Annotated in this window: 18 protein-coding genes and 1 pseudogene; 10 read left to right on the forward strand and 9 right to left on the reverse strand. The window is 69.4% G+C overall.

Annotated features, from left to right (window positions below):
• Positions 1-15: 15 nt before the first annotated feature.
• Together ileS and QFZ26_RS18645 are read right to left on the reverse strand one after the other, a co-directional pair.
• A complete protein-coding gene (gene ileS, locus QFZ26_RS18640; RefSeq protein WP_307044802.1) occupies positions 16-3,318 on the reverse strand; it encodes an isoleucine--tRNA ligase in 3,303 nt (1,100 codons plus the stop codon).
• 267 nt (positions 3,319-3,585) lie between these two features.
• Complete coding sequence (locus tag QFZ26_RS18645; RefSeq protein WP_307044804.1) at positions 3,586-3,936, reverse strand: GntR family transcriptional regulator; 351 nt, start codon at positions 3,934-3,936, stop codon at positions 3,586-3,588.
• A gap of 137 nt (positions 3,937-4,073) precedes the next feature.
• Between QFZ26_RS18645 and QFZ26_RS18650 the strand changes: the two genes are divergently transcribed.
• From QFZ26_RS18650 to QFZ26_RS18665, 4 genes and pseudogenes are all read left to right on the forward strand, one after another.
• The gene (locus QFZ26_RS18650; RefSeq protein ID WP_307044806.1) at positions 4,074-5,417 is read left to right on the forward strand and encodes an MFS transporter; all 1,344 of its coding nucleotides are present in this window, start codon (positions 4,074-4,076) and stop codon (positions 5,415-5,417) included.
• A 156-nt stretch (positions 5,418-5,573) separates the two neighbouring features.
• Positions 5,574-8,169: pseudogene (gene valS, locus QFZ26_RS18655) on the forward strand (valine--tRNA ligase).
• 14 nt (positions 8,170-8,183) lie between these two features.
• Entirely contained in the window at positions 8,184-8,612 is a 429-nt protein-coding gene (locus QFZ26_RS18660; protein ID WP_307045157.1) for a GNAT family N-acetyltransferase, read from the forward strand.
• Positions 8,612-8,836 (forward strand): hypothetical protein, encoded by a 225-nt coding sequence (locus QFZ26_RS18665; RefSeq protein ID WP_307044808.1) that lies wholly within the window; start codon positions 8,612-8,614, stop codon positions 8,834-8,836. Before QFZ26_RS18660 ends, QFZ26_RS18665 begins: the two co-directional genes overlap by 1 nt.
• A gap of 11 nt (positions 8,837-8,847) precedes the next feature.
• On the opposite strand, the gene QFZ26_RS18670 is transcribed toward QFZ26_RS18665, so the two are convergent.
• On the reverse strand, positions 8,848-9,675 hold the full coding sequence (locus QFZ26_RS18670; RefSeq protein ID WP_307044810.1) for a methyltransferase domain-containing protein: 828 nt from the start codon (positions 9,673-9,675) through the stop codon (positions 8,848-8,850).
• A gap of 51 nt (positions 9,676-9,726) precedes the next feature.
• Between QFZ26_RS18670 and QFZ26_RS18675 the strand changes: the two genes are divergently transcribed.
• On the forward strand, positions 9,727-11,772 hold the full coding sequence (locus tag QFZ26_RS18675) for a M3 family metallopeptidase (RefSeq protein ID WP_307044812.1): 2,046 nt from the start codon (positions 9,727-9,729) through the stop codon (positions 11,770-11,772).
• Between the two features lie 63 nt (positions 11,773-11,835).
• On the opposite strand, the gene QFZ26_RS18680 is transcribed toward QFZ26_RS18675, so the two are convergent.
• The 5 genes from QFZ26_RS18680 to sufB are packed head-to-tail and all read right to left on the reverse strand — an operon-like array spanning position 11,836 to position 15,917.
• Positions 11,836-12,165, reverse strand: a complete 330-nt coding sequence (locus QFZ26_RS18680) for a metal-sulfur cluster assembly factor (RefSeq protein WP_307044814.1) — start codon at positions 12,163-12,165, stop codon at positions 11,836-11,838.
• Between the two features lie 9 nt (positions 12,166-12,174).
• A complete protein-coding gene (sufC, locus tag QFZ26_RS18685; protein WP_307044817.1) occupies positions 12,175-12,936 on the reverse strand; it encodes a Fe-S cluster assembly ATPase SufC in 762 nt (253 codons plus the stop codon).
• Between the two features lie 50 nt (positions 12,937-12,986).
• On the reverse strand, positions 12,987-13,313 hold the full coding sequence (locus QFZ26_RS18690) for a non-heme iron oxygenase ferredoxin subunit (RefSeq protein ID WP_307044819.1): 327 nt from the start codon (positions 13,311-13,313) through the stop codon (positions 12,987-12,989).
• A 1-nt stretch (position 13,314) separates the two neighbouring features.
• On the reverse strand, positions 13,315-14,484 hold the full coding sequence (gene sufD / locus QFZ26_RS18695; protein ID WP_307044821.1) for a Fe-S cluster assembly protein SufD: 1,170 nt from the start codon (positions 14,482-14,484) through the stop codon (positions 13,315-13,317).
• A 14-nt stretch (positions 14,485-14,498) separates the two neighbouring features.
• Complete coding sequence (sufB, locus tag QFZ26_RS18700; RefSeq protein ID WP_307044823.1) at positions 14,499-15,917, reverse strand: Fe-S cluster assembly protein SufB; 1,419 nt, start codon at positions 15,915-15,917, stop codon at positions 14,499-14,501.
• Between the two features lie 248 nt (positions 15,918-16,165).
• Here sufB and QFZ26_RS18705 point away from each other — a divergent pair, with 248 nt between their 5' ends.
• Together QFZ26_RS18705 and QFZ26_RS18710 are read left to right on the forward strand one after the other, a co-directional pair.
• The gene (locus QFZ26_RS18705) at positions 16,166-17,107 is read left to right on the forward strand and encodes a COX15/CtaA family protein (RefSeq protein ID WP_307044826.1); all 942 of its coding nucleotides are present in this window, start codon (positions 16,166-16,168) and stop codon (positions 17,105-17,107) included.
• A gap of 10 nt (positions 17,108-17,117) precedes the next feature.
• Entirely contained in the window at positions 17,118-17,738 is a 621-nt protein-coding gene (locus QFZ26_RS18710; RefSeq protein ID WP_307044828.1) for a gamma carbonic anhydrase family protein, read from the forward strand.
• A 2-nt stretch (positions 17,739-17,740) separates the two neighbouring features.
• On the opposite strand, the gene QFZ26_RS18715 is transcribed toward QFZ26_RS18710, so the two are convergent.
• Entirely contained in the window at positions 17,741-18,661 is a 921-nt protein-coding gene (locus tag QFZ26_RS18715; protein ID WP_307044829.1) for a heme o synthase, read from the reverse strand.
• A 321-nt stretch (positions 18,662-18,982) separates the two neighbouring features.
• Here QFZ26_RS18715 and tkt point away from each other — a divergent pair, with 321 nt between their 5' ends.
• From tkt to QFZ26_RS18730, 3 genes are read left to right on the forward strand one after another with little or no spacing between them, the layout of a single operon-like run.
• Positions 18,983-21,076 (forward strand): transketolase, encoded by a 2,094-nt coding sequence (gene tkt / locus QFZ26_RS18720; protein ID WP_307044831.1) that lies wholly within the window; start codon positions 18,983-18,985, stop codon positions 21,074-21,076.
• A 25-nt stretch (positions 21,077-21,101) separates the two neighbouring features.
• Positions 21,102-22,214 carry a transaldolase gene (tal, locus tag QFZ26_RS18725; RefSeq protein WP_307044833.1) on the forward strand — a complete coding sequence of 371 codons (1,113 nt, stop codon included), beginning with the start codon at positions 21,102-21,104 and terminating at the stop codon, positions 22,212-22,214.
• Positions 22,211-23,815 carry a glucose-6-phosphate isomerase gene (locus tag QFZ26_RS18730; RefSeq protein WP_307044835.1) on the forward strand — a complete coding sequence of 535 codons (1,605 nt, stop codon included), beginning with the start codon at positions 22,211-22,213 and terminating at the stop codon, positions 23,813-23,815. Before tal ends, QFZ26_RS18730 begins: the two co-directional genes overlap by 4 nt.
• The last annotated feature ends 16 nt before the right edge of the window (positions 23,816-23,831 follow it).

Consider the following 23,831-nt stretch of genomic DNA (forward strand, 5'->3'; position numbering starts at 1 on the left):
CGTCGGTTCTGTCGGTCATGCCTTCTCCAATCCCACGTGCACCCGAGTGCCCCCCGCGAGCGCCTGCGTCGCCTCGATGGCGTTCTCGTCGAGGTTCGCGAGTACCAGGTCGACGGCGAGGGTCTCGCCCATGATGAGGTCGCGATGGAACTCCGCCGCCTCGGCGGAGGCGGTGTCGAGCGTGAGCGCGAGGCGGATGCGGTCGCCGACCTCGAGCCCGGCCGCCTTGCGCGCCTCCTGCACGGCGCGCACGAGGTCGCGTGCGAGTCCTTCAGCCTCGAGCTCGGGCGTCGTCGCGGTGTCGAGGATCACGAATCCGCCGTCGCCGAGCAGTGCGAGGGCGCTCGAGCCGTCACCCGAACCGCTCGCCTCGAGGACGAGCTCGTACTCTCCGGGCTCGAGGGCGATGCCGCCCGCGACGACCGTGTCGCCGTCGAGCGTCCACTCGCCGCTGCGAGCACCCTGGATGGCGTGCTGCACGGTCTTGCCGAGTCGCGGACCAGCGGCACGTGCGTTGACGGTGAGTCGCTTCGTCACGCCGTAGGCCTCAGCGCTCGACCCGTCGAGGGTGACGAGGTCGACGGCCTTCACGTTCAGCTCGTCGCGCAGGATCGACTCGAACGGCGCGAGCGCCGCGGCATCCGTCGCCACGACCGTGAGGCGCGCGAGCGGAAGCCGCACCCGCCGGCCCGATTGCTTGCGCAGCGACAGCGCCGCCGAGCTGATCTCGCGCACGGCGTCCATGGCGGCGACGAGCTCGTGGTCGACCGGGAACTCGGATGCGGTGGGCCAGTCGGCGAGGTGCACGCTGCGGCCGCCGGTGAGGCCGCGCCAGATCTTCTCGCTGACGAGCGGCAGCAGGGGCGCGGCGAGCCGCGTGAGCGTCTCGAGGACGGTGAAGAGCGTGTCGAACGCCTCACGGCCCGTGCCGTCGTCGGCGACGCCGGCCCAGAACCGGTCGCGCGAGCGACGCACGTACCAGTTCGTCAGCACGTCGCCGAAGTCGCGGAGCTTCGCCGCGGCGAGCGGCGAGTCGAAGTCGTCGAGGTCGGCGGTGACCGCCGTCACGAGCTCCCCGAGCTTCGCGAGCAGGTACCGATCGAGCACGTCGGCGGAGTCGGTGCGTCGGGATGCCTCGTAGCCGCCCTCGCGCGCCGTGTTGGCGTAGAGCGAGAAGAAGTACCAGGTGCTCCAGAGCGGCAGCATGAGCTGCCGCACGCCCTCGCGGATGCCCTCCTCGGTGACGACGAGGTTGCCGCCGCGCAGCACCGAGCTCGACATCAGGAACCATCGCATCGCGTCGGAGCCGTCGCGGTCGAAGACCTCGTTGACGTCGGGGTAGTTGCGCAGCGACTTCGACATCTTCTGGCCGTCGCTGCCCAGCACGATGCCGTGGCTCACGACGTTCTTGAACGCGGGCCGGTCGAAGAGCGCCGTCGACAGCACGTGCAGCGTGTAGAACCATCCGCGTGTCTGGCCGATGTACTCGACGATGAAGTCGGCGGGGTTGTGCGCCTCGAAGAACTCGCGATTCTCGAACGGGTAGTGCACCTGGGCGAACGGCATCGATCCCGAGTCGAACCACACGTCGAGCACGTCGGGGATGCGGCGCATCGTGGCGCGGCCGCTCGGGTCGTCGGGGTTCGGACGAGTGAGATCGTCGATGAACGGGCGGTGCAGGTCGGGTTCGCCCGCGCCGTTGACCGGCAGGCGGCCGAAGTCGCGCTCGAGCTCCTCGAGCGAACCGTAGACGTCGATGCGCGGGAACTCGGGGTCATCGCTCTTCCACACCGGGATCGGCGAGCCCCAGTAGCGGTTGCGGCTGATCGACCAGTCGCGCGCGCCGGCGACCCACTTGCCGAACTGCCCGTCTTTGACGTTGTCGGGAACCCAATTGATCTCCTGGTTGAGCTCGCCCATGCGGTCGCGGAACTCGGGCACGCGGATGAACCAGCTCGAGACCGCCCGGTAGATGAGCGGATTGCGGCAGCGCCAGCAGTGCGGGTAGGAGTGCTCGTAGCTCGCCTGGCGGAGCAGGCGCCCCTCGGCCTTCAGCAGCTGCGTGAGCGGCTTGTTCGCGTCACTCCAGAGCAGCCCCGCGACATCCGTCACCGCAGGGAGGAACCGGCCGCCCTCATCGAGCGAGATGACGACGGGGATGCCTGCGGCTTCGCCGATCCTCTGGTCCTCCTCGCCGTAGGCGGGCGCCTGGTGCACGATGCCGGTGCCGTCTTCGGTGGTGACGTAGTCGGCGACGAGGATCCGCCACGCGTTCTCGAGACCGTACTGCTCGATGTCGGCGTAGTAGTCGAAGAGGCGGTCGTAGCTGACGCCGTCGAGCTGGGCGCCGCGAACCGTGCGCGACACTGCCGCGCGCGCGTCGTCGGCCGAGTCGTAGCCGAGCTCTTTCGCGTAGCTTCCGACGAGGTCGATCGCGAGCAGGTACTCGCCGCCGAGCACTTCGGTATCGGATGCCCCGGCGCGCTCCCTGAGCACGGTCGCGTCGGGCGTGCCGTTCGGCCCGGCGGGCACGACGGCGTACTCGATGTCGGGACCCACGGCGAGCGCGAAGTTCGTCGGAAGGGTCCACGGAGTGGTCGTCCAGGCGAGCGCGCGCACCGCGGTGAGGCCGAGCGACTCGGCCTTCGGCCCGACGAGTGGGAAGGTGACCGTGACCGTCTGGTCCTGGCGCATCTTGTAGACGTCGTCGTCCATGCGAAGCTCGTGGTTCGACAGCGGGGTCTGGTCGCGCCAGCAGTACGGCAGCACCCGGTAGCCCTCGTAGGCGAGGCCCTGTTCGTGCAGCGTCTTGAACGCCCAGATGACCGACTCCATGAAGCTCACGTCGAGGGTCTTGTAGTCGTGCTCGAAGTCGACCCAGCGCGCCTGGCGCGTGACGTACTCCTCCCACTCCTTGGTGTAGCGGAGCACGGCGTCGCGGGCGGCCTGGTTGAAGGCCGCGATGCCCATCTCCTCGATCTCGCTCTTGTCGGTGATGCCGAGCTGGCGTTCGGCTTCGAGCTCGGCGGGCAGGCCGTGCGTGTCCCAGCCGAAGCGGCGATGCACCTGGTGACCGCGCATCGTCTGGAAGCGCGGGAAGAGGTCTTTCGCGTACCCGGTGAGCAGGTGCCCGTAGTGCGGCAGGCCGTTCGCGAACGGCGGGCCGTCGTAGAAGACCCACTCGGGAGCGCCCTCGCGCTGGTCGATCGACGCCTGGAAGGTGCCGTCGGCCTTCCAGAAGGCCAGCACCTCGCGTTCGACGGCGGGGAAGTCGGGTGAGGGGGCGACGCCGTGGTCGTCTGGGGTACGGGGGTACACGCTCGCTCCTTGCGGGACGGATGTTCTCACGAGGACGCCGGACGCTCGATCGAGCTCCGCCGCGGTACCACCTCGCTTGCCCCGGACCCTGCGGCCCGTGACCCCTCATTGTCGGCGATGACGGGCCGGCCCGTTCGGTTCTAGTGACGAGCGGATGCCGGGTGGCATCTGTTCGCGTTCTTCCGAAGACTCCCCGGTGATGGCCGGATCGATGTCGTTGCCCTCTAGCGTACCGGGCGTGCGAGGTTCGCGCTCGCCGTCGCCCGGCTAGCGATATGCGGCCTTCACGAGGGCGAGGAGCGCGGATTCGCCGATGCCGTTGAGCCGCGCCTCGTCGACGAGGTCGTGGATGGCGCCGGCGAGCGCCGTGTGGTGGCCGAGCCGCACTGCGACGACGGCGCCCCGGCCGGGGTGCAGTTCGATCATGCGCTCGTCACGGAGCATCCGGTACGCGCGGAGCACCGTGTGCAGGTTGAGGTCGAGGGACTCCGCCAGCGCGCGTGCGGACGGCAGTCGTTCGCCGTAGGCGATGCGGCCGTCGACGATCGAGGCGCGGATGCCGGAGGCGAGTTGCTCGTAGAGTGGCTCGGGAAGGGCCGGGTCGACGCGAATGAGCACGCCATGATCGTATAGTTCTAGTGCAGCTCACACAAGTTGCTTGTCCTGCCGTTCGGGCGCTGTCAGGATGAATGCGGTCCTCGCGACCTGCCACCCCTGCTCGTGCCTGCGCGCGACGTGCCCTCAAGGATCTGACTGTGACCGCCTCCATTCCCCTTCCCGCCGCTGACGCCGCACCGGTTCGCCGAGTCGCCTGGGCCTCGATGGTCGGCACCTCGCTGGAGTCGTTCGACTTCTACGTCTTCGCCTACTTCTCCGCGTTCTTCATCGGCCCGCTCTTCTTCGACCCGCTGGGCGAGTTCGGGGCCACGCTCGCCGCGTTCTCGACGGTCGCCGTCGCGTTCATCGTGCGGCCCCTCGGCGCGGCGCTCTTCGGCCACATGGGCGATCGCCTCGGACGTCGCACGACCCTGCTGTGGACGGTCGGCATCATGGGCGTCGCCACCGGCCTCATCGGCCTGTTGCCGACCTACGCGCAGGCGGGGTGGCTCGGCGCCCTGCTGCTTGTCATCCTCCGCGTCGTGCAGGGGCTCTCGCTCGGCGGCGAGTGGGGCGGCTCGATCCTGCTCGCGACCGAGCACTCGGGCCCGGTGAAGCGGGCGTTCTACGCGGCCATCCCCCAGCTCGGCTCGCCGGTCGGGTCGATCCTCTCGGCCGCGCTCTTCATCGGCATGACGATCGCGCTTCCCCCTGAAGAGCTCGCCGCATGGGGCTGGCGCATCCCGTTCCTCCTCGCGTTGCCCCTGCTGCTCGTCTCGCTCTACCTGCGCTGGTCGATCGACGAGACGCCCGTGTTCCGCGAGGTCGTCGCCGAGGGACGCCGCGACCGACTCCCCTTCGCGACCATGTTCGCGCGGCGACCGGTCGCGGTCCTCGTCGCCATCGGCGCGGCGCTGCTCGGCATCGGCTCGTACTCGCTCATGAACACGTACACGATCAACTACGGCGCGACGCAGCTCGGCTTCAGCTTCCAGGACCTGCTCATTGCCACGACCATCGGCGGGCTGCTCCAGCTCATCACCATCCCGCTGTTCGGGTCATGGGCGGCGCGGGTCGGCTCGGCGCGCGTCGTGGCGTGGGGCGCGCTCGGCACGCTGCTCATCACGTTCCCGATGTACTTCGTGCTGCAGTTCGCGACCTTCCCCATCCTCGTCGGCACGATGATCATCGGCGGCATCCTGCCGACCATGTCGTGGGCGGCGCTCGGCGGTCTCATGAACGACCTCTTCCCCGACCACTTCCGCTACTCCGCGCTGTCGGTGTCGTACGCGATCGCCGCAACCGTGGGCGGCTTCGTGCCGCTCGTGACGGTCGCGCTCGGCGAGGCCAGCGGCTACGCGTGGTGGCACCCGGGCATCGTCCTCGCCATCCTGTCGCTCGCGACCCTCGTCGCCTCAGTCGCCGCCGCGCGCATGCGTCCGGTGCCGGAGGTCGGCGACCCCGAGCAGGTCGTGACCGCCCCGGCAGGCTCCGCGGTCTAGCGTCCCCCGTCGAACCGCCCGGCCCGCTTCGGCGTGCCGGGCGGTTCGGCGTATCCGGGCGCTTCGGCGCGCGCGGCGTCCTCCGGTACGCTGGAACGTCACACATTCAGGCACCTCACCACCGACACGGTGCCGTCGATATCGAACCGGAGCATCATGACCGACATCGCGCGCATTCCCGACAAGCCCGCCCTCGAAGGTCTCGAAGCCGTCTGGGGTGCCGCGTGGGAGCGCGAGGGCACCTACCGGTTCGATCGCGCCGGCGCCGATCGCAAGTGCATCTACTCGATCGACACTCCCCCGCCCACGGCCTCCGGTTCGCTGCACATCGGCCACGTGTTCTCGTACACACACACCGACGTGGTCGCGCGCTTCCAGCGCATGCGGGGCAAGTGCGTGTTCTACCCCATGGGCTGGGACGACAACGGCCTGCCCACCGAGCGCCGGGTGCAGAACTACTACGGGGTGCGCTGCGACCCGACGCTCCCCTACGTTGAGGCATTCGTGCCGCCCTTCGAAGGCGGCGACGGCAAGTCGACGAAAGCCGCCGACCAGGTGCCGATCAGCCGGCGCAACTTCATCGAGCTCTGCGAGCGCCTCACCGTCGAAGACGAGCAGCAGTTCGAGGCGCTCTGGCGCATGCTCGGCCTGTCCGTCGACTGGACGCAGAGCTATCGCACGATCGGCGACGAGTCGATCTTCACCTCGCAGCTCGCGTTCCTGCGCAACGTCGAGCGCGGCGAGGCCTACCAGGCCCTCGCGCCCACCCTGTGGGACGTCACGTTCCGCACGGCGGTCGCGCAGGCCGAGCTCGAAGACCGTGAGCAGCCCGGCCACTACCACCGGGTCGGGTTCCACCGGCCCGATGGCGGCACGGTCGAGATCGAGACGAGCCGTCCCGAGCTGATCCCAGCGTGCGTTGCGCTCGTCGCGCACCCCGACGACGAGCGCTACCAGCCGCTGTTCGGCACCACCGTCACGACTCCGCTCTTCGGCGTCGAGGTGCCGGTGCTCGCGCACCACCTCGCCCAGAAGGACAAGGGCACCGGCATCGCGATGATCTGCACCTTCGGTGACATCACCGACGTCGTGTGGTGGCGCGAGCTCGACCTGCCGAACCGCGCGATCATTGGCTTCGACGGGCGCGTCGTGGCCGATGCCCCAGAGGCGATCACGTCCGACGCCGGGCGTGCCGCGTTCGCGGAACTGGCTGGCAAGACGACGTTCTCGGCGAAGCAGGCGGTCGTGCAGCTGCTGCGCGATTCCGACGACCTCCTCGCCGACCCGAAGTCGATCACGCACCCCGTGAAGTTCTTCGAGAAGGGCGACAAGCCCCTCGAGATCGTGTCGACGCGCCAGTGGTACATCCGCAACGGCGCACGCGACGAGGCGCTCCGCGAGCGGCTCCTCGGCCACGGCCGTGAGATCGACTGGCACCCCGACTTCATGCGCGTGCGATACGAGAACTGGGTGGGTGGCCTCTCGGGCGACTGGCTGGTCTCCCGCCAGCGCTTCTTCGGCGTGCCGATCCCGGTCTGGTACCCGCTCGACGCGGCCGGCGACCCGGTGTTCGACGAGCCGATCGTCGCCACCCGCGAGATGCTGCCCGTCGACCCGTCGTCGGCGGCCGCACCCGGCTTCGACGAGACGCAGCGCGGTGTCGCCGGCGGCTTCATCGGCGAGCACGACGTCATGGACACCTGGGCGACCTCTTCCCTCACCCCGCAGCTCGCGGGCGGCTGGGAGCGCGACCCCGAGTTGTTCGAGCTCGTCTTCCCCTACTCGCTCCGCCCGCAGGGTCAGGACATCATCCGCACGTGGCTCTTCTCGACGACGCTGCGCGCCGAGCTCGAGCACGGCGTGGCGCCCTGGTCGAACGCCGCCATCTCAGGGTTCATCGTCGACCCCGACCGCAAGAAGATGTCGAAGTCCAAGGGCAACGTGGTCACGCCGTCGGGCCTGCTCGAGCAGCACGGCTCCGACGCCGTGCGCTACTGGGCGGCCTCGTCACGCCTCGGCACCGACGCCGCGTTCGACCCGCAGAGCCCCACGCAGGTGAAGATCGGCCGCCGCCTGGCCATCAAGGTGCTGAACGCGGCGAAGTTCATCCTCGGCTTCGAAGGGCGAGCGGATGCCCCGGTCACCGTGCCGGTCGACCGCAGCATGCTCGCCGAGCTCGCCGACGTCGTCGACCGCGCCACGCGCGCACTCGACGGCTACGACCATGCGCGCGCGCTCGAGGCATCCGAGACGTTCTTCTGGACCTTCTGCGACGACTACCTCGAGCTCGTCAAGGAGCGCGCCTATGGCGAGCCCAGCCCCGAGCAGGCGTCCGCCGTCGCGGCGCTGAAGACCGCGCTCGACGTGCTCCTGCGGCTCTTCGCACCCGTCATCCCGTTCGCGACCGAGGAGGCGTGGCGCTGGTCGCACGACAACTCGGTGCACCGCGCCGCCTGGCCGACCCGCGACGACCTCGCCGCCCGCGGCGAGGCGGGAGTCGAGCTCCTCGACGCTCGCAGGCTTCGCGCTCACCGGCATCCGTCGCGCGAAGACCGACGCGAAGGTCTCGCAGAAGACGCCCGTCGCGAGTGCCGTGGTCGCGGCGCCCGCGGCCGCCGTCAGCTTGCTCGAATCGGTCGCACCCGACCTGCGCGCGGTGGGGCGCATCGCCACGCTCGCGTTCGTCGAAGCCGAGGAGTTCGAGGTCCGCGACATCGTCTTCGAAGCGACGCCGAAAGAGGAGACAGCATGACCTACGAGATCCGCATGGCCGGCGATGTGGACTTCTTCGGCTGGCTGCCCCTGTTCGAGGCGTACTGCCGCTTCTACGACACCGAGCTCGATGATGCCAAGGCACTCATCGTCTGGAACTGGATCCGCGACGAGTCCGACCCGCTCGAGGCGGCGCTCGCCGTCGACGACGAGGGTCGACCGGTCGGACTCGCGCAGTACCGCGCCGTACCCGACACGCTCACGGCGACTCGCGGCATGCACCTCGATGACCTCTACGTCGACGATGAGCACCGTGGCGGGGGCGTCGGCCGTGCACTCATCGACTTCGTGCACGCCCGCGCCGCCGAGATCGGAAGCGGCGGCGTCACGTGGATCACTGCCGCCGACAATGCCGAGGCGCAGCGCCTGTACGACCAGGTGGCCCGCCGCACGAGCTGGGTCCTCTACGAGATGGACGCCTGATGCAGCTCGGCACCCGCTGGCCGTTCGGCGCCGAGCCGCCGGCATCCGTGCCCGCCGACCTTCGCGACCGCATCGCCGCCGCCGAGGCGGCTCACCCCGGGCCCGCCGCGAGCCGGCATTGGACGCTCACCTGGCTCGAGGGGCGGCCCATCGCCGAGCTCGACGACGGCACCGTCGTGCGCGACACGGTCATCGACGTGCACGACTCTGACGAGGACTGGTAGCGCCCTGCCGCTCAGGCGCGGCCGATGATCTCGGCATGCGGCATGAGCAACCAGCCGTCGTCGTCGGCGGCCCACTCACGCCACGCGGTCGCGATGCGCCGCAGCTCCTCTGGACTGGAGTGACCCGACTCGATGGCGTGTGCGGCGAACTGCGACTCGGTCGCCCGTTCAGCCCACGAGCCGCCCCACCATTCGCGTTCGAGCGCGGTGGAGAAGACCCACGTCGATCCGCTCGACTGCAGGTCGGTGAATCCGGCCTCCCGTGCCCATCTCTTGATGTGACGGCCGGCGTCGGCCTCCCCGCCGTTCCAAGCGTGCACGTCGCGGTACAACTCGAGCCACCTGGCGAGTCCGGCTGAGGGCGGGCTCCAGATGATGCCGCCATAGTCGACGTCACGAACGGCGACGATGCCGCCGGGCTTCAGCACCCGTCGGAACTCGCGAAGCGCATCGACCGGGCGTCCGACGTGCTGCAGCACCTGGTGCGCGTGCACGACGTCGAAGGTCGCGTCGTCGAAGTCGAGCGTGTAGGCATCGCCGACTCGGAACTCGACGTTCTGCATGCCGTCGCTCGCCGCGAGACCGGTGGCGCTCGCGACGACGTCGGCCGACGCATCGACGCCGATCACCCGCCCCGGTCGCACCCGCCTGGCGAGGTCGATCGTGATGGTACCCGGGCCGCTGCCGACATCGAGCACGGCCGCACCGACCTGCAGATGTGGAATGAGGTACGCCGCGGAATTCTCGACCGTGCGCCAGGCGTGGATGCGGAGGACGCTCGCGTGGTGACCGTGCGTGTATTCATCGCGGTGGGACGTGGCCGGGTGCTCCATGTGCATGCTCCGAGCCTATGCCGCGGGGCATCCGTCGGCACGAAATAGGGTGGACGGATGAGCGACCAGTCGAACCCGTTCCTCGAGCCGAGCCCGCTCGCGTACCGGCTCCCCCTGTTCGCCCTCATCCGCCCCGAGCACTACCGTGAGGCGCTCGAGATCGGCATGCGCGAGCAACGGGCCGAGGTCGAGGCAATCGCCGCCTCCGCCGAGGCGCCGACGTTCGCCAACACCATCGTGGCGCTCGAGCGTTCGGGCGCCGCGCTGCGGCGTACGCTGCCGGTCTTCCAGAATGCCAGCTCCGCCGATGCCGATGATGCGATCGACGCGATCGAGTCCGAGTTCGCGCCGCTCCTCGCTGCGCACCGGGACGCGATTCGGCTCGACCCCCGCCTGTACGCCCGCGTCGGCACGCTGCACGCTGCCCGCGACGAACTCGGCCTCGACGAGGAGGCCGTCTACCTCCTCGAGCAGTACCACCGTGAGGCGACACTCGCGGGAGCCGCGCTCGACGCTGCCGAGCGCGCGCGGCTGACCGCCATGAACGAACGCATCTCCGAACTCACAACGGAGTTCCAGCACCGCCTGCTGGCCGACACCAACGACCTCGCGCTGCACATCGTCGATGAGCGCGAGCTCGCCGGGCTCGACGAGGGCCGCCGCTCGGCCGCCCGCGAGTCGGCGCTCGCGAGAGGCCTCGACGGCTGGCTCATCACCCTCGTGCTTCCCACCGGACAGCCCGCGCTCGCCCAGCTCGAAGACCCGGCGGTGCGCGACCGGCTGCTCGCCGCGTCACGATCCCGCGGATGCCGCGGCGGCGCGCATGACACCCGCGAGACGCTGCTCGAGCTCGTTCGGCTGCGCGCCGAGCGGGCACGCCTCCTGGGCTTCTCCGACCACGCGGCTGCGGTGGCGATCGACGAGACGGCCGGCACTCCCGAGGCCATCTCCCAACTCCTGCTCCGGCTGGTGTCGGCGGCGACCCGAAACGCTCGACGGGAGGCCGAAGCGCTCGCCGAGCGAGCGGCTCGCCTCGGCGAACGCCCGCCCGTGGCATCCGACTGGGCCTCGCTCACCGAGCAGGTGCGGGCCGAGCGCTACGACGTCGACCTGCAGGCCATGCGGCCGTACCTCGAGTTCGAACACGTGCTCGCCGACGGCGTGTTCCGGGCGGCGACGCTGCTCTACGGCGTCCGCTTCACGGAGCGCACCGACCTCGTCGCCCACCATCCCGACGCCCGGGTGTTCGAGGTCGCCGAGGCCGACGGCGAGCCGGTCGGACTGTACCTCCTCGACCTCTACGCCCGCGACTCGAAGCGGGGCGGCGCGTGGATGAGCTCGCTCGTCGAGCAGTCGGCGCTCGGCGGTCAGCTGCCCGTCGTCGTGAACAACCTCAACGTGCCGAAGCCCGCTGCCGGCGAGCCGACGCTGCTCACCTTCGACGAGACGGAGACGCTGTTCCACGAGTTCGGGCATGCGCTGCACGGGCTGTTCGCGCGTGTCTCGTACCCGTCGTTCGCGGGCACGAACGTCTACCGCGACTTCGTCGAGCTCCCGAGCCAGGTCAACGAGTTGTGGATCCTCCGCCCCGAGGTGCTCGCCGAGTACGCGGTGCACCACGAGACCGGTGAGCGGATGCCGCAGGCCCTCATCGAGCGCCTGCTGGCGTCGCGCACCTTCAACGAGGGCTTCGCCACGACCGAGTACCTCGCAGCGGCCGTGCTCGACCAGGCGTGGCACCGGCTCACCGTCGAGCAGGCTGCGGCCGTCACCGATGTCTCGGGCTTCGAGCACGCTGCGCTCGCGGCCGCCGGGCTCGACGACCCGCTCGTTCCGCCGCGCTACTCGAGCACGTACTTCGCGCACGTGTTCGCCGGCGGTTACGACGCCGGCTACTACTCGTACATCTGGAGCGAGGTCCCCGGAGCCGACATCATGTCGTGGTTCGAGGCGAACGGCGGTGCGACCCCCGAGAACGGCGACCGCTTCCGCCGCGAGATCCTCGCGCCGGGCGGCTCCCGGGATCCACGGACATCGATCACGGCGCTGCTCGGCCGTGAGCCGTCGATCGAGCCGCTGTTGCGGCGGCGTGGGCTCGCCTGAGCGACGTCGGGCGAGCCTGGGCGGTGGGAGTCAGCTCGGGAGGCGTGAGCTCGGAGCGTGGGCTCAGATGGCGAAGCCGAGGGCTCGCATCATGTCGCGGCCGTCGTCGGTGATGCGCTCGGGGCCCCACGGCGGCATCCACACCCAGTTGATGCGGAACGCGTCGACGGTGCCGTCGAGTGCCTCGGCGGTCTGCTCTTCGATGACGTCGGTGAGCGGGCATCCGGCGCTCGTGAGCGTCATGTGGATGACGAGGGCGTCGTTCTCCTCATCCCATCCGAGGTCGTAGATGAGCCCCAGGTCGACGATGTTCACGCCGAGCTCGGGGTCCATGACGTCTTTGAGCGCCTCGGTGACCTGATCGAAGCGCTCGGGCGCGAGTGAGGTGACCATGCTGGCAGTCTACTTCGCCACGGGCTCGAGGTAGCGGTCGTAGCCCTCGTCTTCGAGCCGGTCGGCGAGCTCGGGGCCGCCCTGCTCGGCGATGCGTCCGGCGACGAACACGTGCACGAAGTCGGGCTTGATGTAGCGGAGGATGCGCGTGTAGTGCGTGATGAGGAGGATGCCGAGGCCGGTGTTCTCCGCGGCGCGGTTCACGCCCTCGGAGACGATCTTCAGCGCGTCGACGTCGAGGCCGGAGTCAGTCTCATCGAGCACGGCGAAGCGCGGCTTGAGGAGCTCGAGCTGGAGGATCTCGTTGCGCTTCTTCTCACCGCCGGAGAAGCCCTCGTTGACGTTGCGCTCGGCGAAGGCCGAGTCCATCTTGAGGTTCGACATCGACTCGCGCACGTCCTTCACCCAGCCGCGGATAGGCGGCGCCTCGCCGTCGATCGCGGTCTTCGCGGTGCGGAGGAAGTTCGTGACGGTGACGCCCGGGATCTCGACCGGGTACTGCATGGCGAGGAAGAGGCCGGCACGAGCACGCGCGTCGACCGACATCTCGAGCACGTTCTCGCCGTCGAGGAGGATCTCGCCCTGCACGACCTGGTACTTCGGGTGGCCCGCGATCGTGTAGGCCAGGGTGGACTTGCCGGAACCGTTGGGACCCATGACGGCGTGGATCTCGCCCTCGTTGATGACGAGGTCGACGCCGCGAAGGATCTCGCGCGTGCCCTGGTCGGTCTCGACGTTGACGTGGAGGTTCTTGATCTCGAGAACGGACATGTTCGTGTGTGGTCTCTTTCGGTAGCCGGCCGTGCGCGGCCGGAGGAGGTTCAGACGGTCAGCGTGACCGAGGGATCGATGTGGACGCCGCCGTCGAGCAGCTCGACCCGGTAGACCGGGACGGGCTCGTAGGCGGGCAGGGAGAGGGGCTTGCCGGTCAGGAGCGAGAACTGCGAGCCATGCGCCCAGCACTCGAGCGTGTCGCCTTCGACGAACCCCTCGGCCAGCGAGATGTCGCCGTGCGTGCAGGTGTCGCCGATCGCGAAGATCTCGCCCGCGGAGTCCTTCACCACGGCGATGGGCACGCCCTCGACGACGAATCGGGCCGCCTGGTTGGGGGCGAGGTCGTCGACCTCGCACACGCGAACGGATGCCACGTCAGCTCCCCTGCAGCTCAGCCTCGATGGCGGCGGTCAGCCGCTGCTCGAGGTCGGGCGAGCCGATCTTCTGCACGATCTCGGTGAGGAAGCCGCGCACGACCAGGCGTCGGGCCTCGTCTTCACGGATGCCGCGGGACATCAGGTAGAAGAGCTGCTCGTCGTCGAAGCGGCCGGTCGCGCTCGCGTGACCCGCCCCCTCGATGTCGCCCGTCTCGATCTCGAGGTTCGGCACGGAGTCGGCCCGGGTGCCGTCGGTGAGCACGAGGTTGCGGTTCTGCTCGTAGCTGTCGGTGCCGGTCGCGGCGTTGCCGATGAGCACGTCGCCGATCCAGACGGTGCGAGCGCCCGCGCCCTGCAGGGCACCCTTGTAGGTCACGCGGCTCTTGGTGTGGGGGGCGTCGTGGTGCACGTACACGTGCTGCTCGAGGTGCTGGCCGGCGTCGGCGAAGTAGAGGCCGAGCGCCTCGATGTCGGCGCCCTGCTCGGCGAGGTGGGTCGAGGGGTTGACCCGCACGACCTTGCCGCCGAGCGAGACGACGATGTGCTTGAGGAACGAGTCGCGGCCGAGCCGGGCGAAGTGGCTCGAGAGGTGCACGGCGTCGTCGTTCCATTCCTGGAGCGAGACGACCGTGAGGGATGCCCCGTCGCCGACGAGGATCTCGACGTTCTCGCTGAGGCGTGCATCGCCGGTGCCGCGGAGGACGACGAGCCCGCGGCTGTTCGGCGCGATCTCGACGACCGTGTGCGCCGCGCGAGGCTCGTTGCCGAGACCGGTTCGGGTGATCGCGGCGACCTTCTCGTCTTCGCCGGTGATCGAGATGAGGAGGGCCTCGCCGAACGACGACCACGCGTTCGCGCTCGCTCGCTCCTCGGGCGTGCCTGCGGTGCCGATGCGGGCGTCGTCACGGGCGATCGACGAGACCGCGATGCCCGAGGCATCCGTCGTCTCGATCGGCAGTCGCGAGCCGTCGAGCTCGCCACCCGTGAGGTCGGCGAAGGCCGCGACCGGAGAGAGCTTCCATTCGAGCTCGCGTCCGTTCACCGGGGCGAAGTCCTCGACGTTCGCTGACCGGAACCGCTCGGAGCGCGTCTGCACGGGCACGAATGCGCCGTCGGAGTGCGCGACGAGGCCGTGCTGTTCAGCGGTGGGCATGGCTGTGCTGGTCATCTGGGCGGTCACGCTCAGCCCACCGATCCTTCCATGCCCATTTCGATGAGCTTGTTGAGTTCCATCGCGTACTCCATGGGCAGTTCACGGGCGATCGGCTCGATGAAGCCGCGCACGATCATGGCCATGGCCTCGTCTTCGGGAAGGCCGCGGCTCATCAGGTAGAAGAGCTGCTCTTCGCTCACCTTCGAGACCGTGGCCTCATGGCCGAGCTTCACGTCGTCGACGCGGATGTCGATCGCCGGGTAGGTGTCGGAGCGGGAGATCGTGTCGACGAGCAGGGCGTCGCAGCGCACCGTGTTCGCGGAGTGGTGCGCGTTCGCATCGATGCGCACCTCGCCGCGGTAGCCGGCGCGGCCGCCGCCGCGTGCGATCGACTTCGAGACGATCGACGACTGCGTGTACGGCGCCATGTGGATCATCTTGGCGCCGGCGTCTTGATGCTGGCCGGGGCCGGCGAACGCGACCGAGAGCGTCTCGCCCTTGGCGTGCTCGCCCATGAGGAAGATCGACGGGTACTTCATGGTGACCTTCGAGCCGATGTTGCCGTCGATCCACTCCATGGTGGCGCCTTCGGCAGCGGTGGCCCGCTTGGTGACGAGGTTGTAGACGTTGTTCGACCAGTTCTGGATCGTCGTGTACCGAACGCGTGCGTTCTTCTTCACGATGATCTCGACGACGGCCGAGTGCAGCGAGTCGGACTTGTAGATCGGGGCGGTGCAGCCCTCGATGTAGTGCACGTAGCTGCCCTCGTCGGCGATGATGAGCGTGCGCTCGAACTGGCCCATGTTCTCGGTGTTGATGCGGAAGTAGGCCTGCAGCGGGATCTCGACGTGCACGCCGGGCGGCACGTAGACGAACGACCCGCCCGACCACACGGCCGTGTTCAGCGCGGCGAACTTGTTGTCGCCGGCGGGGATGACGGTGCCGAAGTACTCCTCGAAGAACTCGGGGTGCTCCTTCAGCGCGGTGTCGGTGTCCATGAAGATGACGCCCTGGCGCTCGAGGTCTTCGTTGATCTGGTGGTAGACCACTTCGGACTCGTACTGCGCGGCGACGCCGGAGACGAGGCGCTGGCGCTCGGCCTCGGGGATTCCGAGCTTCTCGTAGGTGTTCTTGATGTCGTCGGGCAGGTCTTCCCAGGTCTGGGCCTGCTTCTCGGTGGAGCGGACGAAGTACTTGATGTTGTCGAAGTCGATCTCGGAGAGATCGGCGCCCCACGTCGGCATCGGCTTGCGCTCGAAGAGCTGCAGCGCGCGCTGGCGACGCTGGAGCATCCATTCGGGCTCCTGCTTCAGGGCCGAGATGTCGGCGACCACCTCAGGCGAGATGCCGCGGCGGGCGGATGCCCCTGCGGCATCGGAATCGGCCCAACCGAACTCGTAGACTCCGAGTCCGGCGAGTTCTGGGCGGTCGATCAGTACATCCGTCATGCTCTCCCTCTTCTCCTCCCGTGTAACCGGATATCAGTCCGGCTCATTCCCCTCGCGAGTCGAGGCGCTCATTGAGTGGGCGATGATGTGCGGGTGGCTCCAGTGCGAACCTAAGATGGCATTGGCCTGTCACGCGCGTTCCCGAGCGTTCGGCAGGTTCGCCAACCAATCAAGTCTATAGGGTCGCGCGGCGCCGGGACAGGACTCCCAGCGCCTGCCCAGCGCGATCCGGAGCAGGAATACCGCCCGTGAATCCCGTCTCCGAGTGGCTGCCCGAACGCGTCGACGGCCGCATCCGATTCTTCGCCTGGGCGTCGTTCGTGGCGCAGGTGACGATCATCGCGACCGGCGGCGCCGTGCGACTGACCGGTTCGGGCCTCGGATGCCCCACCTGGCCGACGTGCACGGCCGACTCGCTCATTCCCACCGAGGAGCTCAGCTACCACAGCCTCATCGAGTTCGGGAACCGCATGATGACCGGGGTCGTCGGCATCCTCGCGCTCGTGCTCTTCGTGCTCGTCTGGCGCATCCGCGCAGAGCGGCGCGATCTCTTCACCCTCTCGTTCATCGTCGGTGCGGGCGTCGTCGCGCAGGCCGTCGTCGGCGGCGTCACCGTCTGGACGGGCCTGAACCCGTTCATCGTCGGGTTCCACTACGTCTCATCGCTCGTCCTCGTCTGCGTGTCCGCGGCCTTCCTCGCCCGCATGCGGGAGCCCGTCGGCCTGCGCGAGCGCGCCGTGCCCGGGTGGTACTCGGCGCTCAGCCACGCCACGAGCGCCGTGCTCGCCCTGACGATCATCTTCGGCGTGCTCACCACCGGCTCCGGCCCGCACTCGGGCGACGCCGCCGCGGGGCGCACCGGATTCGACTCGGAGGTGCTCGAGCACGTCCACGCGTGGCCCGGGTACCTGCTCCTCGTGCTCACCCTCGTGCTCGTCGGCGCGGCGTGGCGCCTCCGGCTCCCGACTCTCGGCTGGAGCGTCGCGCTCCTCGTCGCCGAGCTCGTCCAGGTCGCGGTCGGCCTCTACCAGGCCCGCAACGGCCTCCCGCCGATCCTGGTCGGCATCCACATGGTGCTCGCAGCCCTCACGGCCGCGGCGATGACACTCGTGGTGCTGCGGTTGAAGCGGCCGGTCGACGATGCGCTGCGCCTCCGGCCGCATGTGCCCACCGAGGCATCCGTTCACTGAGGAGTTCCCCATGCTGATCGAGCACCGCGGACGCCGCCCGGTCGTGCATCCCTCGGCGTCGGTGGCGCCGAACGCCGTCATCTGCGGTGCGGTCACGATCGCCGCCGGAGCGCGCGTGCTGTTCGGCGCGGTGCTCACGGCTGAAGACGGCGAGGTGTCGATCGGCGCGGAGAGCGTCGTGATGGAGCACGCACTCGTGCGCGGCCGCGCAGGCCATCCCGCCCGAGTCGGCGACCACGTGCTCGTCGGTCCGCACGCGCACGTGAACGGTGCCGTCATCGAAGCCGAGGCATTCATCGCCACTGGCGCCTCGGTGTTCCCGGGGGCCGTCATCGGCATCGGCGCCGAGGTGCGGATCAACGGCGTCGTGCAGGTGAACACCCGGCTCGAGCCGGGAGCCGTCGTGCCCATCGGATGGGTCGCCGTCGGCGATCCCGCGGTCATCCTGTCGCACGACCGGCACGACGAGATCTGGGCGATCCAACGCGAGCTCGACTTCACCGGCACCGTCTACGGCGTGGCGCCGGGCGATGGCATGCGCGAGATCATGGCCCGCCAGTCGGCGTTCTACGCCGCGCACGACGACGACACGATCGTCGCCGAGGGTGCCGACGGGTCATCCGGCCCCTGAGCTCAGAACGGCAGGAGCGGATCGATGCCGATCGCGAGGAACAGCAGCGAGAGGTACGCGATGGAGCCGTGGAAGACCCGCATCGGCGAGACCTTCTCATGACGGATCGCGAGGTTGTAGAGGCGGTGCGTCTCGGAGATGAACCAGATGCCCGTGACGAGCGCGACCGTGGAGTAGACGAGACCCATGCCCGCGATGGGGATGAGCAGCAGCGAGCACGCGACGGTCGCCCAGGCATAGAGGATGACCTGCAGGCCGACCTGCGCCCGGCCCCGCACCACGGCGAGCATGGGAACGCCCGCGGCGGCGTAGTCGTCTTTGTACTTCATCGAGAGCGGCCAGTAGTGCGGCGGCGTCCACAGGAAGATGATCAGGAAGAGGATGAACGGCGCCCAGTCGAGGCTGCCGGTCACCGCGGCCCAGCCGATGAGCACGGGCATGCAGCCCGCCACGCCGCCCCACACGATGTTCTGCGAGGTGCGGCGCTTCAGGATGAGGCTGTAGAACACGACGTAGAGCAGGATCGCGGCGAGCGAGAGCGCCGCGGCCAGCCAGTTGGTGAAGAGCCAGAGCCAGGCGATGGATGCCGCACCCAGCGCGTAGGCGAAGACGAGCGCCTCTCGGTCGCTGAGCTCTCCGGTGACCAGCGGGCGACCTCGAGTGCGCTTCATGACCCGGTCGATGTCGCGGTCGATGTAGCAGTTGAACGCTCCGGCGGAGCCGGCGCTCATCGCCCCGCCGATGAGGGTGGCGACGAGCAGCCAGAGGTTCGGCAGGCCCTGTTCGGCGAGGATCATCGTCGGTGCGGTGACGACCAGCAGCAACTCGATGACCCGCGGCTTGGTGAGCGCGAGGTACGCGGAGAGCTTTCGCCGTGCCGTCATCGCCGGTCGCGACTCGCGAGTGTGTACGGCTGCCTGCATCGTTCCTCTTCCGGGCGCGGACACGTTTCGAGCACTCCCCGCGCGGCCCCACACGATTCTAGGCCATGCTCGCGGTCAACATTGCGGAATGCGCTTTCCACCTCACATATCAAGGATCGACCTGTGAGTCATCCCCCGTCACAGAGCCTCGCCGAGTCCATATACTGAGGAAAGCGCGCCCGGTGGCGTGACTCACGAGTGCGGTCCAGCAGGACACGCCCATGAGTCCGCCCGCCCGGCGGAACCGCGCCGCAACGTCCTCGGCGGGTCGGGGACCGGTCGGTTCCCCGTCGCCGTCACGATCGGAAGGAACAGCACCTCGTGGCAACTCTGCAGTGGGACCCCATCGACGATCGCGCGGTGGACACCGCCCGCGTCCTCGCCGCCGACGCCGTCGAGAAGGTCGGCAACGGCCATCCCGGCACGGCGATGAGCCTGGCGCCCGCCGCCTACCTGCTCTTCCAGAAGGTCATGCGGCGCGACCCCGCCGACCACGCGTGGCTCGGTCGTGACCGGTTCGTCCTCTCGGCGGGTCACAGCTCGCTCACGCAGTACGTGCAGCTCTACCTCGCCGGCGACGGCCTCGAGCTGCACGACCTCGAGTCGCTGCGCACCTGGGGCTCCAAGACCCCCGGCCACCCCGAGTACGGCCACACCGACGGCGTCGAGATCACCACCGGCCCGCTCGGGCAGGGCCTCGCCTCGGCCGTCGGCTTCGCCTACGCCTCACGCTTCGAGCGCGGTCTCTTCGATCCCGACGCCGCAGCGGGCGAGAGCCCGTTCGACCACTTCGTGTACGTCATCGCCGGCGACGGCGACCTGCAGGAGGGCATCACGAGCGAGGCATCCTCGCTCGCCGGCCACCAGCAGCTGGGCAACCTCGTCGTGATCTACGACTCGAACCAGATCTCCATCGAAGACGACACCAACATCGCCTTCACCGAGAATGTCGCCGAGCGCTATGCGGCGTACGGATGGCACGTGCAGACCGTCGACTGGAAGAAGACGGGCCAGTACGTCGAAGACGTCGCCGAGCTCCACCGGGCGCTCGAGGCGGCCAAGGGCGAGACGTCGAAGCCGTCGATCATCATCCTGAAGACGATCATCGGCTGGCCGAGCCCCGGCAAGCAGAACACGGGCAAGATCCACGGGTCCGCCCTCGGCGCCGCCGAGCTCGCCGCCACGAAGGAGGTGCTCGGCTTCGACCCCGAGCAGAACTTCGTGGTCGCCGACGACATCCTCGAGCACACCCGAGAGGCCATCGAGCGCGGCGCGGCCGCGCACGCCGAGTGGCAGCTCGCGTTCGATGCGTGGGCCGAGGCGAATCCGGAGCGCAAGCAGCTGCTCGACCGCCTCGAGGCGGGCGAGCTGCCCGATGGCATCGGCGAGGTGCTCCCAGTGTTCGAGGGCGGCACAGAGGTCTCGACCCGAGCGGCATCCGGCAAGGTCATCAACGCCCTCGCCGGCGCGCTGCCCGAATTCTGGGGCGGCTCCGCCGACCTCGCGGAGTCGAACCTCACCACCATCAACGGAGCGTCCTCGTTCATCCCGACCGAGTGGTCGACGCACGAGTTCGCCGGAAACCCCTACGGCCGGGTGCTGCACTTCGGCATCCGCGAGCACGCCATGGGCGCGATCGTGAACGGCATCGTGCTGCACGGCAAGACCCGTGCGTTCGGCGGCACCTTCCTCATCTTCAGCGACTACATGCGGCCCGCCGTGCGGCTCGCCGCGCTCATGAAGGTGCCCTCGATCTTCGTCTGGACGCACGACTCCGTGGCGCTCGGCGAAGACGGCCCCACGCACCAGCCGATCGAGCAGCTCGCGACGCTCCGCGCCATCCCCGGCTTCACCATCGTGCGGCCGGCCGACGCGAACGAGGTCGCCGTCGCATGGCTCGAGATCCTGAAGCGACGCGACGCTCCGGTCGGCATCGCCCTGACCCGCCAGAACATCCAGGTGTTCGAGCGCGGTGAGGGCGAGGCATCCGGTGACACGCTCGCCTCGGCGGCCGGCCTCGCGAAGGGCGCCTACGTGCTCGCCGATGCCCCCTCGGGCACACCCGACGTCATCCTCATCGCGACCGGCTCCGAGGTGCAGCTCGCCGTGGCCGCGCGCAAGGTGCTCGCCGCAGAGGGCATCGAGGCTCGTGTCGTCTCGGCTCCGAGCCTCGAATGGTTCGAGGAGCAGGATGCCGCCTACCGCGAGTCCGTCCTGCCCGCCTCGGTCACGGCACGCGTGTCCGTCGAGGCGGGCATCTCGCTCTCGTGGCGCCCCTACGTCGGCGACCGCGGCCGAAGCGTGTCGATCGAGCACTTCGGCGCCTCCGCCGACTACAAGACCCTGTTCCGCGAGTTCGGCATCACGACGGAAGCCGTCGTCGCCGCCGCGAAGGAAACGCTCGCGTCGGCTTGACGCGCGCACGAAGGAGACACACCTCATGACCAGCAACTCCCCCACCGCCGCCCTCTCCGAGGCCGGCGTCAGCATCTGGCTCGACGACCTCTCACGCGAGCGCCTCGTCTCGGGCGGCCTCGAGCGGCTCATCACCGAGCGCAACGTCGTCGGCGTCACCACGAACCCGACCATCTTCGCGAACGCCCTGGCCAACGGGGCCGAGGAGTACGCCGAGCACCTCCACACGCTCGCGGCATCGGGCGCGGACATCGACACCGCGGTCTTCGAGATCATCACCGACGACGTGCGCACCGCCGCCGACGTGCTCCGTCCCACCTACGACGCGACCGGCCACGACGGCCGCGTCTCGATCGAGGTCGAACCGGGACTCGCCCACGACGCCGAGGGGACGATCGCGCAGGCGAAGACCCTCTGGGCGACGGTCGACCGTCCGAACGCCATGATCAAGATCCCGGCGACCATCGAGGGCCTCGACGCCATCACCGCGGCCACCGCCGCCGGAATCAGCGTCAACGTCACCCTGATCTTCAGCCTCGACCGCTACCGCGAGGTGATCGAGGCCTATCTCACGGGGCTCGAGCAGGCGAAGGCGGCCGGCATCGACCTCGGCACGATCCACTCGGTCGCCTCGTTCTTCGTGTCGCGCGTCGACACCGAGATCGACAAGCGGCTCACGGCGATCGGCACCGATGAGGCCCTCGCGCTGAAGAGCAAGGCGGGCATCGCGAACGCGCGGCTCGCCTACGAGCTCTACGAGCAGGTCTTCGGCAGTGAGCGCGCCACCGCGCTGCTCGAGGCCGGAGCCAACCGCCAGCGCCCCCTGTGGGCGTCGACCGGCGTGAAGGACCCGTCACTGCCCGATACCCTGTACGTCACCGAGCTCGTCGCGCCCGGCGTGGTGAACACCATGCCGGAGAAGACGCTCGAGGCGACGTTCGACCACGGCCAGGTCGGAGGTGACACCGTGACGGGCGCCTACGGCGACGCCGGCAAGGTGCTCGACTCGCTCGCCCGGGTGGGCGTCGACTACGACGACGTCACCGCCGTGCTCGAGCGCGAAGGCGTCGAGAAGTTCCTCGTGTCCTGGAACGAACTGCTCGAGACCGTGCGCGGCGCCCTGGAGGCGGCCCGATGAGCTTCCGCATCTCGGTCAGCGGGGACGCCGCCGACGCCGTGCGCCGCACCGTTCCCGGCCTCGTCGCCGACCTCGTCGCGAGCGGCATCACCGCGCAGGATGCCGCGCTGTGGGGCCCCGAGGCCGAGGCCGAGTCGGCGAAGCGCCTCGGCTGGACCGAGGCGGTCGCCATCTCCCGTCCCCTCGTCGCCGAGATCGAGGCGCTCCGCGAGCAGCTCGAGGCCGACGGAGTCTCGCACATCGTGCTCGCGGGCATGGGCGGCTCGTCGCTCGCGCCCGAGGTCATCACCCGCACCACCGGCGTCCGGCTCACCGTGCTCGACTCCACCGAGCCCGGGCAGGTCCGGGCCGCCCTCGATGACCGCCTCGAGGCATCCGCCCTCGTCGTCTCGTCGAAGTCCGGCTCGACCGTCGAGACCGACAGCCAGCGCCGCATCTACGAGCAGGCGTTCCGTGAGGCCGGCATCGACCCCACGACGCGCATCATCGTCGTCACCGACCCCGGGTCGCCGCTCGACGAGTCGGCGCGCGCCGCCGGCTACCGGGTGTTCAACGCCGACCCGAACGTCGGCGGCCGCTACTCGGCGCTCACGGCCTTCGGGCTGGTGCCATCGGGCCTCGCCGGCGTCGACATCTCCGAGATGCTCGACGAGGCCGAGACGATCGAGCTCACCCTCGCGATCGACACCGAGGAGAACCCCGGCCTCGTGCTCGGGGCCGCGATCGCCGCCACGGCACCTCGCCGCGACAAGCTCGGCATCATCGCCGACGGCACGCACATCGTCGGCTTCGCCGACTGGGCCGAGCAGCTCATCGCCGAGTCCACCGGCAAGGAGGGCACCGGCATCCTGCCCGTCGTGCTCGACGTCGACTCGCCCGAGCTCGACGAGAACCTGCCCGACCTCCAGGTCGTGCGGCTCGTCGACGACGCCGGCGACGAGATCTTCGGCGACGACGACTCCGGCGAGATCCGGGTGTCCGGCACCCTCGGCGCGCAGCTGCTCGTCTGGGAGTACGCCACCGTCGTCGCCGGTCGCATCCTCGGCATCAATCCCTTCGACCAGCCCGATGTCGAGTCCGCGAAGATCGCGGCGCGGGGCCTCCTCGATGCTCGTCCCGAACCGGCTCCGGCCGCGTTCGTGTCCGACGGCATCGAGGTGCGCGGCACGCCCGAGGTGATCGGCGCCTCAAGCGACCTCGCCTCCGCCATCGAGGTGCTGCTCGAAGAGCTGCCCGCCGACGGCTACCTCTCGGTGCACGCCTACGTCGATCGGGTCGCGCACCCCGAACTCGAGCGCATCCGCGACCTGCTCGCGGCCCGCGCAGGTCGTCCCGTGACGTTCGGCTGGGGTCCGCGGTTCCTGCACTCGACCGGCCAGTTCCACAAGGGCGGGCCGGCGGTGGGCGTGTTCCTGCAGGTCCTCCAGACGCCGGCCGAAGACCTCGCGATCCCCGACCGGCCGTTCACGTTCGGTGAACTGATCGCCGCGCAGGCATCCGGTGACTCGGCGGTGCTCGCCGAGCACGGGCGTCCGGTACTCACGCTCACGCTCACCGACCCCGCGTCGAACATCGCAACCCTCTTCGACGCCGTCGGCTGACGCCGGAAGGAATCGC

It is taken from the genome of Agromyces ramosus (assembly GCF_030817175.1).
Taxonomy (GTDB): Bacteria; Actinomycetota; Actinomycetes; order Actinomycetales; family Microbacteriaceae; genus Agromyces; species Agromyces ramosus_A.

Bases quoted from the DNA above. Each gene is read 5' to 3' on its own strand.
- QFZ26_RS18670 (WP_307044810.1), bottom strand. From the start codon at position 9,675: ATGCACATGGAGCACCCGGCCACGTCCCACCGCGATGAATACACGCAC.
- QFZ26_RS18710 (WP_307044828.1), top strand. From the start codon at position 17,118: ATGCTGATCGAGCACCGCGGACGCCGCCCGGTCGTGCATCCCTCGGCG.
- sufC (WP_307044817.1), bottom strand. From the start codon at position 12,936: ATGTCCGTTCTCGAGATCAAGAACCTCCACGTCAACGTCGAGACCGAC.
- QFZ26_RS18715 (WP_307044829.1), bottom strand. From the start codon at position 18,661: ATGCAGGCAGCCGTACACACTCGCGAGTCGCGACCGGCGATGACGGCA.
- QFZ26_RS18665 (WP_307044808.1), top strand. From the start codon at position 8,612: ATGCAGCTCGGCACCCGCTGGCCGTTCGGCGCCGAGCCGCCGGCATCC.
- QFZ26_RS18680 (WP_307044814.1), bottom strand. From the start codon at position 12,165: ATGGTCACCTCACTCGCGCCCGAGCGCTTCGATCAGGTCACCGAGGCG.
- QFZ26_RS18660 (WP_307045157.1), top strand. From the start codon at position 8,184: ATGGCCGGCGATGTGGACTTCTTCGGCTGGCTGCCCCTGTTCGAGGCG.
- QFZ26_RS18730 (WP_307044835.1), top strand. From the start codon at position 22,211: ATGAGCTTCCGCATCTCGGTCAGCGGGGACGCCGCCGACGCCGTGCGC.
- QFZ26_RS18675 (WP_307044812.1), top strand. From the start codon at position 9,727: ATGAGCGACCAGTCGAACCCGTTCCTCGAGCCGAGCCCGCTCGCGTAC.
- sufB (WP_307044823.1), bottom strand. From the start codon at position 15,917: ATGACGGATGTACTGATCGACCGCCCAGAACTCGCCGGACTCGGAGTC.
- tal (WP_307044833.1), top strand. From the start codon at position 21,102: ATGACCAGCAACTCCCCCACCGCCGCCCTCTCCGAGGCCGGCGTCAGC.
- sufD (WP_307044821.1), bottom strand. From the start codon at position 14,484: ATGACCAGCACAGCCATGCCCACCGCTGAACAGCACGGCCTCGTCGCG.